The organism is Enterobacter sp. BIDMC109, from assembly GCF_001037885.1.
GTDB classification, from domain to species: domain Bacteria; phylum Pseudomonadota; class Gammaproteobacteria; order Enterobacterales; family Enterobacteriaceae; genus Enterobacter; species Enterobacter hormaechei_C.
Genome location: NZ_KQ090002.1, coordinates 3,439,543 through 3,452,705 on the forward strand (window position 1 = coordinate 3,439,543; position 13,163 = coordinate 3,452,705).

General features: G+C 57.3%; 12 protein-coding genes. 3 read left to right on the forward strand and 9 right to left on the reverse strand.

Going from position 1 to position 13,163, the window contains the following annotated elements; translation table 11 throughout:
- The first annotated feature begins 23 nt into the window (after nucleotides 1-23).
- On the forward strand, nucleotides 24-908 hold the full coding sequence (locus tag SK62_RS16275) for a nucleoside-specific channel-forming protein Tsx (protein WP_026080602.1): 885 nt from the start codon (nucleotides 24-26) through the stop codon (nucleotides 906-908).
- 88 nt (nucleotides 909-996) lie between these two features.
- On the opposite strand, the gene SK62_RS16280 is transcribed toward SK62_RS16275, so the two are convergent.
- From SK62_RS16280 to queA, 7 genes are all read right to left on the reverse strand, one after another.
- A complete protein-coding gene (locus SK62_RS16280; protein ID WP_047718588.1) occupies nucleotides 997-1,677 on the reverse strand; it encodes a helix-turn-helix transcriptional regulator in 681 nt (226 codons plus the stop codon).
- Between the two features lie 10 nt (nucleotides 1,678-1,687).
- Nucleotides 1,688-2,053: a VOC family protein gene (locus SK62_RS16285; protein ID WP_017383165.1), complete on the reverse strand. Its 366-nt coding sequence runs from the start codon at nucleotides 2,051-2,053 to the stop codon at nucleotides 1,688-1,690.
- 138 nt (nucleotides 2,054-2,191) lie between these two features.
- Nucleotides 2,192-3,163, reverse strand: a complete 972-nt coding sequence (gene secF / locus SK62_RS16290) for a protein translocase subunit SecF (protein ID WP_003859105.1) — start codon at nucleotides 3,161-3,163, stop codon at nucleotides 2,192-2,194.
- Nucleotides 3,164-3,173: 10 nt separating this feature from the next.
- Nucleotides 3,174-5,021 carry a protein translocase subunit SecD gene (gene secD / locus SK62_RS16295; protein ID WP_017383164.1) on the reverse strand — a complete coding sequence of 616 codons (1,848 nt, stop codon included), beginning with the start codon at nucleotides 5,019-5,021 and terminating at the stop codon, nucleotides 3,174-3,176.
- Between the two features lie 27 nt (nucleotides 5,022-5,048).
- Nucleotides 5,049-5,381, reverse strand: a complete 333-nt coding sequence (gene yajC / locus SK62_RS16300; protein ID WP_003859109.1) for a preprotein translocase subunit YajC — start codon at nucleotides 5,379-5,381, stop codon at nucleotides 5,049-5,051.
- A 22-nt stretch (nucleotides 5,382-5,403) separates the two neighbouring features.
- Complete coding sequence (gene tgt, locus SK62_RS16305; protein ID WP_015571303.1) at nucleotides 5,404-6,531, reverse strand: tRNA guanosine(34) transglycosylase Tgt; 1,128 nt, start codon at nucleotides 6,529-6,531, stop codon at nucleotides 5,404-5,406.
- A 53-nt stretch (nucleotides 6,532-6,584) separates the two neighbouring features.
- A complete protein-coding gene (queA, locus tag SK62_RS16310; RefSeq protein WP_017694427.1) occupies nucleotides 6,585-7,655 on the reverse strand; it encodes a tRNA preQ1(34) S-adenosylmethionine ribosyltransferase-isomerase QueA in 1,071 nt (356 codons plus the stop codon).
- A gap of 92 nt (nucleotides 7,656-7,747) precedes the next feature.
- Between queA and acpH the strand changes: the two genes are divergently transcribed.
- Both acpH and SK62_RS16320 read left to right on the forward strand, forming a co-directional pair.
- Entirely contained in the window at nucleotides 7,748-8,329 is a 582-nt protein-coding gene (gene acpH / locus SK62_RS16315; protein WP_015571305.1) for an ACP phosphodiesterase, read from the forward strand.
- A gap of 127 nt (nucleotides 8,330-8,456) precedes the next feature.
- Nucleotides 8,457-9,059 (forward strand): peroxiredoxin C, encoded by a 603-nt coding sequence (locus SK62_RS16320; protein WP_003859113.1) that lies wholly within the window; start codon nucleotides 8,457-8,459, stop codon nucleotides 9,057-9,059.
- Nucleotides 9,060-9,108: 49 nt separating this feature from the next.
- On the opposite strand, the gene SK62_RS16325 is transcribed toward SK62_RS16320, so the two are convergent.
- Nucleotides 9,109-10,488 carry a DUF3999 domain-containing protein gene (locus tag SK62_RS16325; protein ID WP_047718587.1) on the reverse strand — a complete coding sequence of 460 codons (1,380 nt, stop codon included), beginning with the start codon at nucleotides 10,486-10,488 and terminating at the stop codon, nucleotides 9,109-9,111.
- Complete coding sequence (locus tag SK62_RS16330) at nucleotides 10,485-13,094, reverse strand: DUF2339 domain-containing protein (RefSeq protein ID WP_017383162.1); 2,610 nt, start codon at nucleotides 13,092-13,094, stop codon at nucleotides 10,485-10,487. The genes SK62_RS16325 and SK62_RS16330 overlap by 4 nt, the downstream gene beginning before the upstream one ends.
- Nucleotides 13,095-13,163 lie beyond the last annotated feature (69 nt).

Genomic DNA, 13,163 nt, shown 5'->3' on the forward strand with positions numbered 1-13,163 from the left:
GAATTTCAATCAGTGGCATGATTATGAAAAAAACATTACTCGCAGCCGGTGCAGTTCTGGCACTCTCCACCTCTTTCACTGTTAACGCAGCGGAAAACGACAAACCACAATACCTTTCCGACTGGTGGCATCAGAGCGTTAACGTTGTAGGCAGCTACCATACCCGTTTCGGACCGCAGATCCGTAACGATACCTACCTCGAGTACGAAGCATTCGCTAAAAAAGACTGGTTTGATTTCTATGGCTACATGGACGCACCGGTATTCTTCGGCGGTAACACCGACGCGAAAGGTATCTGGAACCACGGTTCCCCACTGTTCATGGAGATCGAACCCCGCTTCTCCATTGATAAACTGACCGGTACCAGTCTGGCGTTTGGTCCGTTCAAAGAGTGGTATTTCGCAAACAACTACATCTACGACATGGGTCGCAACAAGTCCGGTCGCCAGAGCACCTGGTACATGGGTCTGGGTACAGACATTGAGACTGGCCTGCCGATGAGCCTGTCCATGAACGTCTACGCAAAATACCAGTGGCAGAACTACGGCGCCGCGAACGAGAACGAGTGGGACGGCTACCGTTTCAAAGTGAAATACTTCGTGCCAATTACCCAACTGTGGGGCGGTAACCTGAGCTATATCGGCTTCACCAACTTTGACTGGGGTTCAGACCTGGGCGATAACGATTTCCGCGACCTGAACGGCAGAAAAGCGCGCACTAACGACTCCATCGCGTCCAGCCACATCCTGGCGCTGAACTACGATCACTGGCACTACTCTGTTGTTGCGCGTTACTGGCACAACGGTGGCCAGTGGAACGACGACGCCAGCCTGAACTTTGGCAACGGCGACTTCAGCGTTCGCTCTACCGGTTGGGGTGGTTACCTGGTCGTGGGTTACAACTTCTAATCAGTGCGGATTCCGCCCGGTGGCGCTACGCTTACCGGGCCTACGATCCGAATGTAGGCCGGGTAAGGCGTAGCCGCCCCCCGGCTTTTTACTGCCTCACCTTGCGCAAAAAATCTGCCAATGACCTGTCCGCACTCTCGCTAAACCGCCTCTCCATCTGCACAATATTGAGGCATCGGTCGAGCCGGAAACAGCGGTAGTCATCGCGTCGCTCGCACCACGCAGCCAACAGCCAGTGCTCCCCCCAGAAGAACAGCCCAAGCGGCTGCACCTCACGCCAGGTTAACTGCCCGGCCTCATCACGATAATGCAGCGCCAGCACGCGCTGCGCAGATATCGCCTGATGAATCACATCAAATCCGCTGCGGGAATGGGGCTGAAGCGCAATATCCGGCGCATATATACGCGTCTGCTCCGCCTTGCGGCGGCTCTCTTCTGGCAGGATCGCCAGCACTTTTTCCTGGGCCGACTCCAGCTCGCGCGACAGCGATTCCCCGCCCCAGGTTTTGAGCAGGCGAATCGCCACCATCAGCGCCTCGGACTCTTTGTTGGTCAGCATCAGCGGGGGTAAATCAAAACCCGACATCAGCCGATATCCGCTTCCCGCCTCGCCTTCCACCGGCACGCCGGAAAGCGACAGGTCGCGGATATCGCGGTACACCGTGCGCTCGGACACGCCAAGCCTTTCCGCCAGATGCGCTGCCGTTGTCAGACGCCTGCCCCGAAGGATCTGCACAATCTGGAACAAACGGTCAGCGCGTCGGGTCATCGGTTTACTCTCATACCGGTTGATGGAGGCCGACGCGATTACCTTCGCTGTCGGTAAACAGGGCTATAGTACCAATGCCTTGCGGCAGTTCCAGCGGGCCAAACACGCACTCACCGCCCGCAGAAGCAATACGATCGAGCGTGGCCGCCAGATTGTCAGTATGCAGGTAAATAATAGCGCCCTGCGAAGACGGTGTAACGCCGTCAAATTTCGCCAGCGCGCCGCCGGTGGCCGGATCCTCGTGCGGGAAAATCGCCAGATCAGCCACATCCATCTTCTCGCGCCGCAGCGCGACCTGCATCACCGACTCATAAAATTTGATGGCGCGATCCATATCGGCGACCGGAATTTCAAACCAGTTAATAACACTTTTCATACGTCCTCCTGCCTGTTGTTAGGGTTCAGAAGGAGTCTACGACAGGGCTCCTGACAGCATACTGTCAGGAGTGTTTGTGAGATGCAGACAAAAAAAATCCCGGCCAACAGGCCGGGATTTCGATACAACATAAGACTCTTACGGCAGAATGGACGGCTGATCCGCCCCTTCTTTCTCGACTTTCTGCTGGATCAGATGCTCACGCTTCATGCCCAGCTTCAACGCCAGTGCGGACGCGACGTAGATAGACGAGGCCGTACCGATAGACACACCGATCAGCATGGTCAGCGAGAAGCCTTCCAGCACCGGGCCACCGAACAGGAACAGCATCAGGATCACCATCAGGGTGGTGCCGGAGGTGATCAACGTACGGTGCAACGTCTGGGTCAACGACACGTTAAAGATTTCGTACGGCGTGCCGCGACGGATCTTACGGAAGTTTTCACGAATACGGTCAGATACCACGATACTGTCGTTCAGTGAGTAACCGATAACGGACATCAGGGATGCCACAATCGTCAGGTCAATCTCAATGTGGAACAGAGACAGTATGCCCATGGTGATCACCACGTCGTGCGCCAGGGCGATAACCACGCCTGCCGCCAGTCGCCACTCAAAGCGGAAACCGACGTAAATCAGGATCGAGATCAGCGCCACCAGCAGCGCCATCGCACCGGTCTGCGCCAGGTCAGCACCAACGCTCGGGCCGACAAACTCAATACGCTTAACCGTTGCATCCTGGCTGGTCGTTTCGTTAATAACCTGGACGACCTTGCTGCCCAGCTCCTGGCTGCCGTTGGCATCGTGTACCGGCGGCATACGCACCATGATGTCGCGGCTGCTGCCGAAGTTCTGTAGCAGCGGCTCTTCAAAGCCCGCTTTTTGCAGAGACTCACGCATCTGGTCCATATCGACCGGTTTTTCCAGGGTAATTTCGATCACCGTACCACCGGTGAAATCCAGACCCCAGTTAAAGCCTTTCACGCCCATAATGACGATGGACAAGATCAGCAGAAAACCTGAAATGCCGAAGGCCCAGTAGTCCCAGCGCATAAAGTCCCAGACTTTACGGCCGTGGTTCAATTGTTCAACAGTATATTCCTGTGCCACAACGCACTCCTCAGATAGACAGCTTTTTGACGCGCTTGCCGCCGTACAGCAGGTTCACGATGGCACGGGTGCCGACAATAGCGGTAAACATCGACGTTGCGACACCGATACCGGTAGTAATCGCAAAGCCTTTGATCGCGCCAGTACCCACTGCATACAGGATAAGAACCTTAATCAGTGTTGTTACGTTCGCATCGAAGATGGAGCTGAACGCCCCTTTGTAGCCTTCTTCAATCGCCTGCTGTACAGAACGACCGTTGCTCAGCTCTTCTTTGATACGTTCGTTTATCAATACGTTGGCGTCGACCGCCACCGCAAGGGTTAGAACGATACCCGCAATCCCCGGCATGGTCAGCGTCGCCCCCGGCAGCAGGGACATGATACCGATGATTAGCACCAGGTTGGCAATCAGCGCGGAGGTCGCAATCAGGCCGAACTTCTTATAGAAGAAGATCATGAAGATGATGGACACCGCCAGACCGGCCAGACACGCTTCCAGACCCTGTTTGATGTTCTGCATACCCAGGGTTGGACCGATGGTACGTTCTTCAACAATCTGAATTGGCGCAATCAGCGCACCGGCACGCAGCAGCAGAGAGAGCTGACGCGCTTCGTTCGGGTTGCTGATACCGGTAATACGGAAGCTGTTACCCAGACGAGACTGGATGTTGGCGATGTTAATCACCTCTTCCTCTTTCACCAGCACGGCACGGCCATTGGCGTCTTTCTTACCGCTGTCTTTGTACTCCACGAACAGGGTCGCCATCGGCTTGCCGATGTTGTCCTTGGTGAAGTTAGACATGATGTTGCCGCCTGCGCTATCCAGCGAGATGTTAACCTGCGGCTGGTTGTACTCATCCTGGCTTGAAGTGGAGTCGGTGATATGGTCACCGGTCAGGATCACGCGTTTGTACAGCACAACAGGCTGGCCTTCGCGGGTCTGTTTCACTTCAGAATCGCCCGGCACACGGCCTGAAGCCGCAGCAGCCTGGTCGACATTGGAGTTAACCAGACGGAACTCCAGGGTCGCCGTCGCGCCCAGAATCTCTTTCGCACGGGCGGTATCCTGGATACCCGGCAGTTCGACCACGATACGGTCAGCACCCTGACGCTGTACCAGTGGCTCAGCCACGCCCAGCTGGTTTACACGGTTACGCAGAATGTTAATGTTCTGCTGAACGGCGTATTCACGTGCTTCACTCAGACGCGCGTCGGTCATTACCGCACGCAGCTGGTTGCTGCCCTGAGAGGTGATCACCAGATCGCGGTGACGCTGAGACAGATACGTCACAGCCTGATCGCGTGCCGCGCTGTCGCGGAACGTGATGCTCAGGCCGTAGTTATCTTCTTTACGTACGGTGGTGTACGGAATGCCCTTATCGCGCAGATCGCTGCGCAGGCTGTCGATATTCTGTTCCTGTAGCTTGCCGAGCGCGGTATCCATATCCACTTCCATCAGGAAGTGAACGCCGCCACGCAGGTCAAGACCCAGTTTCATTGGCTCTGCGTTCAGCGCAGCCAGCCAGCGTGGGGTTGCAGGAGCAAGGTTAAGCGCCACGACATATTTATCACCCAGCACGCCCATCAGCGCTTCACGTGCGCGGAGCTGCGTGTCGGTGGTGTCGAAGCGAGCAAGAATTGCGCCCTCTTCCAGTGCCACAGACTTAGCGGTAATTTTTTCTTCTTGTAACGTTTTCTGGACCTGGATCAGCGTTTGCTCACTGGCGGCGACACCGCGCGCGCCAGTGATTTGAACGGCCGGATCCTCACCATACAGGTTGGGAAGCGCGTACAGCAGGCCGACGATAATCACGACGACCAGCATGATGTACTTCCACAAAGGATAACGGTTTAACACGGCAGTTCCCTTTGGGAAAAGTTGGGATTACAGCGCCTTCATGGTGCCTTTCGGCAGAACGGCAGCTACGAAGTCACGTTTGATAACCACTTCAGTGGTGTCGTTGAGGGCGATAGCAATGTAGCCGTTTTCCGCTACTTTGGTTACGCGACCCACCAGGCCACCATTGGTCAGGACTTCATCGCCCTTCGCGATGGAGTTCATCAGGTTTTTGTGCTCTTTAGTACGCTTCTGCTGTGGACGCAGGATCATGAAGTAGAAGATCAGACCGAACACAACCAGCATCAGAATCAGAGACATCGGGCTGCCCTGCGCTGGTGCACCCGTTGCTGCTACCGCATCAGAAATAAAAAAGCTCATTCAAATTCCCTCATTATTAAAATTAATCAACGTTCAACGGTGGAACATCCCGCCCCTGACGTTGGTAGAAATCGGTCACGAAGCTCTCTAATTTACCCTCTTCGATAGCCTTACGTAAACCAGCCATTAAGCGCTGATAATAACGAAGATTATGAATGGTATTGAGACGCGCCCCCAAAATCTCGTTGCAACGATCGAGATGATGCAGATACGCGCGAGAATAATTGCGACAGGTATAGCAATCGCACTCGGAATCGAGCGGGCTGGTGTCACTCTTATGCTTCGCGTTACGGATTTTCACCACGCCATCGGTAACGAACAAATGACCGTTACGCGCGTTTCGGGTTGGCATAACGCAGTCGAACATATCAATGCCGCGACGTACGCCTTCCACCAGATCTTCTGGTTTACCCACACCCATCAGGTATCGTGGTTTATCCGCCGGGATTTGCGGGCAGACATGCTCCAGAATGCGGTGCATGTCTTCCTTCGGCTCACCCACAGCCAAACCGCCGACAGCGTAGCCATCAAAGCCTATCTCTACCAGACCTTTAACCGAGATATCGCGTAAATCTTCGTAAACGCTGCCCTGAATAATGCCGAACAGCGCATTTTTGTTTTGCAGGGCGTCAAAACGGTCGCGGCTACGCTTCGCCCAACGCAGGGACATCTCCATGGAACGCTTGGCGTAGTCCCAGTCCGCCGGGTATGGCGTACATTCGTCGAAGATCATTACGATATCGGAGCCGAGATCGTACTGAATCTCCATGGATTTTTCCGGATCGAGGAAGATTGGATCGCCGTTGATCGGGTTACGGAAGTGTACGCCCTGCTCGGTGATCTTACGGATATCGCCCAGGCTGAAGACCTGGAAACCGCCGGAGTCGGTGAGGATCGGGCCTTTCCACTGCATGAAATCGTGCAGGTCGCCGTGGAGCTTCATGATCTCCTGGCCCGGACGCAGCCACAGGTGGAAGGTGTTGCCGAGGATAATCTGTGCGCCAGTGGCTTCAACTTCTTCCGGCGTCATTCCTTTTACGGTGCCGTACGTGCCCACAGGCATAAACGCGGGGGTTTCTACCACGCCGCGATCAAACACCAGACGACCGCGACGCGCGCGGCCATCGGTGGTATCGAGTTCAAATTTCATTTTTTCTCCGACGTCAGAAAAACAGTCCAACGTTGTAATACGGTGCCGCGGACTTATTCCCCGACACGCTCATTCAAAGCCTGCGGATTGTACGTGATAAACATCGCGTCACCGTAGCTAAAAAAGCGATATTTTTGTTCTACCGCAGACTTGTAGGCGTTCATCGTATGCTGATACCCCGCAAACGCGGAAACCAGCATAATCAACGTCGATTCAGGCAGATGGAAGTTGGTCACCAGCGCATCAATGACTTTGTACTGATAGCCCGGGTAGATAAAGATCTGCGTATCGCCAAAGAACGGCTCAATCAGCTCGCTTTTCGCGGCTTGCGCAGCGCTCTCAAGGGAACGTACCGACGTTGTACCGACGGCCACGACGCGATTACCGCGCGCTTTCGCCGCCAGCACCGCATCCACAACCTCCTGTGGCACTTCGGCATACTCAGAGTGCATGATGTGGTCTTCGATGCTGTCCACGCGCACCGGCTGGAAGGTGCCTGCACCAACGTGCAGCGTCACGAACGCCATCTCTACGCCCTTCGCGCGCAGTTTCTCCAGCAGCGGCTCATCAAAGTGCAGGCCCGCCGTTGGCGCCGCCACCGCGCCAGGCTTCTGGCTGTAGACGGTCTGATACAGCTCGCGGTCGGCCTCTTCGTCCGGGCGCTCAATATACGGCGGCAGCGGCATGTGGCCGATAGCGTTCAGGATGTCGAGCACCGTGCGCTCGTCGTTGAATTCCACTTCAAATAGCGCGTCGTGACGCGCGGTCATGGTCGCTTTGATGCTCTCGTCATCCCCCAGCAGCAGTTCAGCGCCCGGCTTCGGCGCTTTAGAGGCGCGAATATGTGCCAGAATACGTTTATCATCGAGCATACGTTCGACCAGCACCTCGATCTTGCCGCCGCTGGCTTTACGGCCAAACAGACGCGCCGGGATCACGCGGGTATTGTTAAAGACCAGCAGATCGCCAGGGTTGAGCTTGTCGAGAAGATCGGTGAAAGTACCGTGCGTCAGCGCGCCCGTTGGCCCGTCCAGTGACAGCAAGCGACAGCTGCTACGCTCAGGCATGGGATAGTGAGCAATCAGGGATTCAGGTAGTTCAAAGGAGAAATCGGCGACGCGCATGACGTATACTCGTGACTTAAAAACAGGCGGCATAGTCTAGTGCTCACACCCTTTTGCTGCAACAACTAGCCGCCACCGGACAACGAAAACGCATGAATTTTCTCGCTCACCTGCATCTCGCTCATCTCGCGGACAGCTCCCTCTCCGGCAATTTGCTGGCCGATTTTGTACGCGGCAACCCCGCGGAAGCGTACTCCCCTGAGGTTGTCGACGGGATTTTTATGCACCGCCGCATCGACGTGCTGACCGATAACCTGCCGGAAGTGACGGAAGCCAAAGCCTGGTTCCGCCCCGAAACCCGACGCGTGGCGCCGATCACGCTCGACGTCATGTGGGATCATTTCCTGTCGCGCCACTGGTCCCGGCTGTCGCCTGATATGTCGCTGCCTGAGTTTGTGCGCTACGCCCACGCGCAGGTGTCGATCATTTTGCCGGACTCCCCGCCGCGCTTTGTGAATCTGAATAACTATCTCTGGTCTGAACGCTGGCTGGAGCGATACCGCGAGATGGATTTCATTCAGAACGTCCTGAACGGCATGGCGAGCCGTCGACCGCGTCTGGACGCGCTGCGCGACTCATGGCATGACCTGGATGAACATTATGATGCGCTGGAAACCCGCTTCTGGCAGTTCTACCCGCGTATGATGACGCAGGCGAAAAATAAAGAACTGTGAAGTCGGTTCGATTGATAGGTAAAAGCTGGTGGAACGATTGTTACCACCTCTTTGTCTTATTCCCGTACTGCCTCTATACTGGTCCGCGTTGCGTTCCAAATAACCTTAGTATCTACAGGAGAATCATATGGTTCTGGTAACTCGTCCGGCTCCGGATTTTACAGCTGCCGCCGTTCTGGGCAATGGTGAAATCGTTGAAAACTTCAACTTCAAACAGCACACCAACGGTAAAGCGACCGTTCTGTTCTTCTGGCCAATGGACTTCACTTTCGTTTGCCCGTCTGAGCTGATCGCGTTCGACAAACGTTACGAAGAATTCCAGAAGCGTGGCGTGGAAGTGGTTGGCGTCTCCTTCGACTCTGAATTTGTACACAACGCATGGCGTAACACCCCTGTCGAAAACGGCGGCATCGGTGCAGTGAAATACGCGATGGTTGCGGACATCAAACGCGAAATCCAGCAGGCTTACGGTATCGAACATCCGGACGCTGGCGTTGCACTGCGTGGTTCTTTCCTGATCGACGCGAACGGCATCGTTCGTCACCAGGTTGTGAACGATCTGCCGCTGGGTCGTAACATCGACGAAATGCTGCGCATGGTTGACGCGCTCCAGTTCCACGAAGAGCATGGTGAAGTGTGCCCGGCTCAGTGGGAAAAAGGTAAAGAAGGTATGGCGGCTTCCCCAGACGGCGTAGCTAAATACCTGTCTGAGAACGTATCCAGCCTGTAATCGGCACGGTTTACCAAAAAACCCGCGAATACGCGGGTTTTTTTATGGCTTATGCTGCGCCGTCTTTTTTTACCTCGCGCCAGATGCGCCATGCCATACCTGCAAGCACCATCACCCCCGCAATCAGTACGCCCCAGACCATCAGCGTTTTCATTCTGCTTTCCTGCTCAGCCGCAGACGTCGCGGTTAAACGCGCCTCGCCACCCAGCGGGACAGGTTCCAGCGTATCCGCCATCGGCAGGGCTGCCAGATCGTAGGTTTTACGCAGTTCGATCGGGATCAGCATATCCGTCTCCACGCTCGCCGGTTTCGCAGCCCCGTTCCCCCACGCGAGCAGGTACGGCCCCTTCCCCTGCGCGTTAAACACCAGATCGTAGCGCACGCGTTGCCCGGTCACGCCAGGCAGGTTCTCAGGCAAACGCGCACTGAGGGTCTTGATTTTTACCGCCTCGACCAGCCCGCCAGGGAGCGGAACAGGTTCAGACGTTTTGCCGCCGAGCTGGTAGATCACCTCTTTTTTCAGCGTATGCCACCGATCCTTATCCGCCTCCCGCCAGGCTATTTCTGCCGGGAGAACGCCGTCGCCATTCAGCATGAAGCCGATCGCACTCAGAGGCTGCGGATGTTTCCAGCGCCACACGGCTTCGCTTTCGGATAACCGCTCCCCCTCTCCCGCCAGGCTAATGTGCTCAGATTCCGGCTGTTCAGTCGCGTTAATCGCGTTGACGCCGGTTAACGTCAGGGCAGAACGCCCCGTGTTCAGCACCAGCAGCAGATAACGATTCGCCTCAGGCGATAACACCAGATCGGTATCGATGCGGTCGAGCTTCAGGCGATCCTGTCCACTCATCACGTCCAGCAGGGGCATCTCTTCGCGCAGGGTATACCAGTTTTTCAGATCCTCGCTGTAATAGACCGATGCCGTCCCCTGCCACGAGCCCTGCGGCGTGTCCCAGAAAAGCTGGAGCTGAGAGAGCGGAACCTCCGTCGCGTTTTCCGGCAGGGTCAGCAGATAGTGCTGTCCGGCAGCCGCTGCGTGTTGCCCTTCCAGCACAATTTCCACGCCGTTTCTGGCCCGTAGCATAATTTTATCGCCGCTGTCCTCTTCTCCGCCCGGCGAGGCGTTAAGCGCAAAGAGGCGCAGCGCCGTGGTGGTCGGTGCCGGCTGCGGACGCGTCGTGGTAACCAGGCTGAACGGTACCGGCTCGCCCGACTGATTAAACACGCGCACGTCGCGCAGATCGGGCGATGTGCTCTGCTGATAAACCGCCAGCGGCAGCATGACCCGATACCACGGCGAAGAGGCAGAGGTATCAAGGGACAGGCCATAGGCATAATCCCGCGGGGATTCCGCTGGCGCGCCCTCGCAGAATGCCGGACCGGCCACGGCCAGCAGTGCCGTACAAACAACCGCGTTCATCCATTTCATTTTTCTTCTCCTGCTTTAGGCGGTAGCGGCGAGAAATAGCCCACAATCAGGACCAGGATCGCCACGCCAATAAACGCGACGGCGCGCGCCAGGCCGCCACCGCCCGCGCTGTCCACCAGCATCAGTTTGAGCATGACCACCCCCAGTAGCGCCGCACCGCCAAGCCACTGCTGACGGGAGGCGTGACGGGTGGCGCGGATCATGACCACCAGCGCGCACAACATCCAGAACAGGGCAAAGGTGGTCTGGATAAGCCGCGAATGCCACAACGACTCCCAATTCCAGGCCACCTCGCCGTACCACGCCAGCGCGCGCAGCAATGCGCCGTTAAGCCACCAGAAACCCAGGGCCATCAGCACAACGGCGGGCCACGGACGGGACTGCGCAAACGATGCCGGATAGTAGCGATCCACTTCCCGATAAAACACCACCAGCCCCAGCAGCGCGAACGCCGCCCCTTCCTCAAGCGGGTTCACCAGCGGCAGCCATGTCTGTTGATAGACCACACCGTCCTGCAAATTGGTCACGACCAGCAATACCACCAGCGCCACAACCACAGGGATCGCGGCAAGGCAGGCGTAGAGCGCAGGCCATACCCGGAACGGCCACCCGCGACGCCGTACGGCCGCGGAGAGCGCCATAATCACCCCACCGCCAACAGCCATCGCAATGCCGCTTCCCCAGGCCGCCATGCCCCACGGCAGGGAGCGGGCAAACCAGTAAAGCTCGGCGGCTATGGCGAGTAAAATCATCCACACCAGCGACAGATGCAGTCCCATTGAGATGCGCGGCAGAAGTTTATCTTCGTCGCGCCGCAGCAGCATCAGGGCGGCAGGCAGCGCAATAGCCCAGGCCAGATTTGCCCAGCCGGCCGCCAGGATTTGCTGTTGCCAGATCTGATACAGCACCATCAGCAGCATCACCGGCCACAGCAGCCATTTGCTGGCATCCAGCTCCCGCCACGCCAGACGAGCGGCAGCCTGCCGCCATCCCCAGGCCGACGCCGCCGTCAGCGCCATTACGCCTTCCAGAACCGATAACTCCTGCTTCAGGAACAGCTGCGACGCGCCCAGCTGCGCCACTAACCAGAACAGCAGCCCACCGGCCAGCAATGCCCAACTGCCCGGCTGTGCGATTTTCTGCCACAGCCAGGCCGCAGCCAGCCAGCAAAGACTGAGCACTGCGAAAATAAGCAGCAGGCTCAACGAGGTGACGCCGTCCATTTGCGCCCATATCGCGCTGCCGAGCGCCAGCACCAGCAGCGCCGTCCCGCTATAGCTCATGCGCCGCTGCTGCTGTTGCACGCCCAGCCAGAGAATACCCAACCCTTCCAGCGCCCAGGCCATCGCCGTCCAGCGCGCTGAAAGCGCCAGCGGTATGGCAAGCGTGGCAAACCCGCCGCCGATCGCCAGCGCCGCCATAACCAGTGGCCGCCCGACAGACGGATAGCGTCGCAGTGCGAGAAACGCCAGTGAGAGATAAAACGCACCATAGCCCAGCGCGCTGAGCGCCGGGCCGTACGTCCAGTGAGACGTCATGCCATACTGCATCCCAAAACCAATCAGCGGAGGAGCAAACAGCAGTGCGCCGTCAATAATCTGTTTGCCTTTTTCCTGCGCCCGCAGCGACAGCGCCACGCTAAACACGCCAAAAATAAGCGTATTGGCAATCAGGAACAGCTGACAGATAGCATAGTCTTCAGGCTGGTAGTCGCTCAGCCCCCATACCCCGCCAACGCCAAACGTGAAGAGCAGCCCGAGCAGGTTGAGCTCGCGCCAGTGCTGCCAGATGCTGATGGCGAGAATGCCGATGGAAAGCATGAGATAGAAGGAGAACAGCGCCACAACGCTGCCGCCTCCGGTAGACAACAGCAGCGGCGCAAGGTATCCGCCGAGGCTCGCCAGCATGGCAAGGCTCAGCGCCTTTTGCAGCACGGCCAGCCCGACGCTCGCCGCGCAAATCACCACCAGCAGCGCAAACGCCAGCGTCATCGGCAGCATTTGCCACAGCCGGAATGCGCCAAAGACGGTCAGATAAAGCACGCCGGTCGCCCCGCCCTGGAGGATCAGCGCGTAGATCCGCTGCCTGTGCCGCAGCCGCCATCCAACGGCCAGCAGAACCATGGCAAACAGCGCCGTGGCGGCAAGACGCAGCTCAATCGGAAACAGTGAATGTTCAACGGTATAGCGCAGCAGGAAAGAGAGGCCGAGGAAGAGCAGTACAATCCCCAGTTTTGCCAGCGGATTGCCCTGCATAAACCAGCGCGTCAGCGAGGACAGGATGCCGCCAAAGGCGGAAGGCCGTTTTGCCGCCGGTACAAGCGCTGGTTCTGCTTCAGTGACGGGCGGTTCGGGACGCCAGGGATCGACAGGTGGGGTAACGGCTTCTGCCACCGACGCTGGCGTCTCCACCGGCGCGGCGGTCTGCACCGGCTCCGGCGCTTTCTCAGTGACACCGCGCTGCTCAAGCGCCTCAATGCGCTGGCGAAGCCGGGCGATCTCCTGCCGCGCCGCCGTGCTTCGGTTAAAACCTATCACCGCGAGCACGGGTGCCACGACCAGCGCAAAAACCAGGAACAAACAGCCAAGGATGTAAAGCTCGTCCATGTTTCCACCTTCACCGTAAACGATCCGCTAAGATTGACACAAATCGTTGCATTTGCGCCATCTTAAAAG

What these genes read in the sequence shown, in the direction of transcription:
- SK62_RS16275 (WP_026080602.1), top strand. Translation starts at nt 24, where the DNA reads ATGAAAAAAACATTACTCGCAGCCGGTGCAGTTCTGGCACTCTCCACC.
- SK62_RS16280 (WP_047718588.1), bottom strand. Translation starts at nt 1,677, where the DNA reads ATGACCCGACGCGCTGACCGTTTGTTCCAGATTGTGCAGATCCTTCGG.
- SK62_RS16285 (WP_017383165.1), bottom strand. Translation starts at nt 2,053, where the DNA reads ATGAAAAGTGTTATTAACTGGTTTGAAATTCCGGTCGCCGATATGGAT.
- yajC (WP_003859109.1), bottom strand. Translation starts at nt 5,381, where the DNA reads ATGAGCTTTTTTATTTCTGATGCGGTAGCAGCAACGGGTGCACCAGCG.
- tgt (WP_015571303.1), bottom strand. Translation starts at nt 6,531, where the DNA reads ATGAAATTTGAACTCGATACCACCGATGGCCGCGCGCGTCGCGGTCGT.
- queA (WP_017694427.1), bottom strand. Translation starts at nt 7,655, where the DNA reads ATGCGCGTCGCCGATTTCTCCTTTGAACTACCTGAATCCCTGATTGCT.
- acpH (WP_015571305.1), top strand. Translation starts at nt 7,748, where the DNA reads ATGAATTTTCTCGCTCACCTGCATCTCGCTCATCTCGCGGACAGCTCC.
- SK62_RS16320 (WP_003859113.1), top strand. Translation starts at nt 8,457, where the DNA reads ATGGTTCTGGTAACTCGTCCGGCTCCGGATTTTACAGCTGCCGCCGTT.
- SK62_RS16325 (WP_047718587.1), bottom strand. Translation starts at nt 10,488, where the DNA reads ATGAAATGGATGAACGCGGTTGTTTGTACGGCACTGCTGGCCGTGGCC.
- SK62_RS16330 (WP_017383162.1), bottom strand. Translation starts at nt 13,094, where the DNA reads ATGGACGAGCTTTACATCCTTGGCTGTTTGTTCCTGGTTTTTGCGCTG.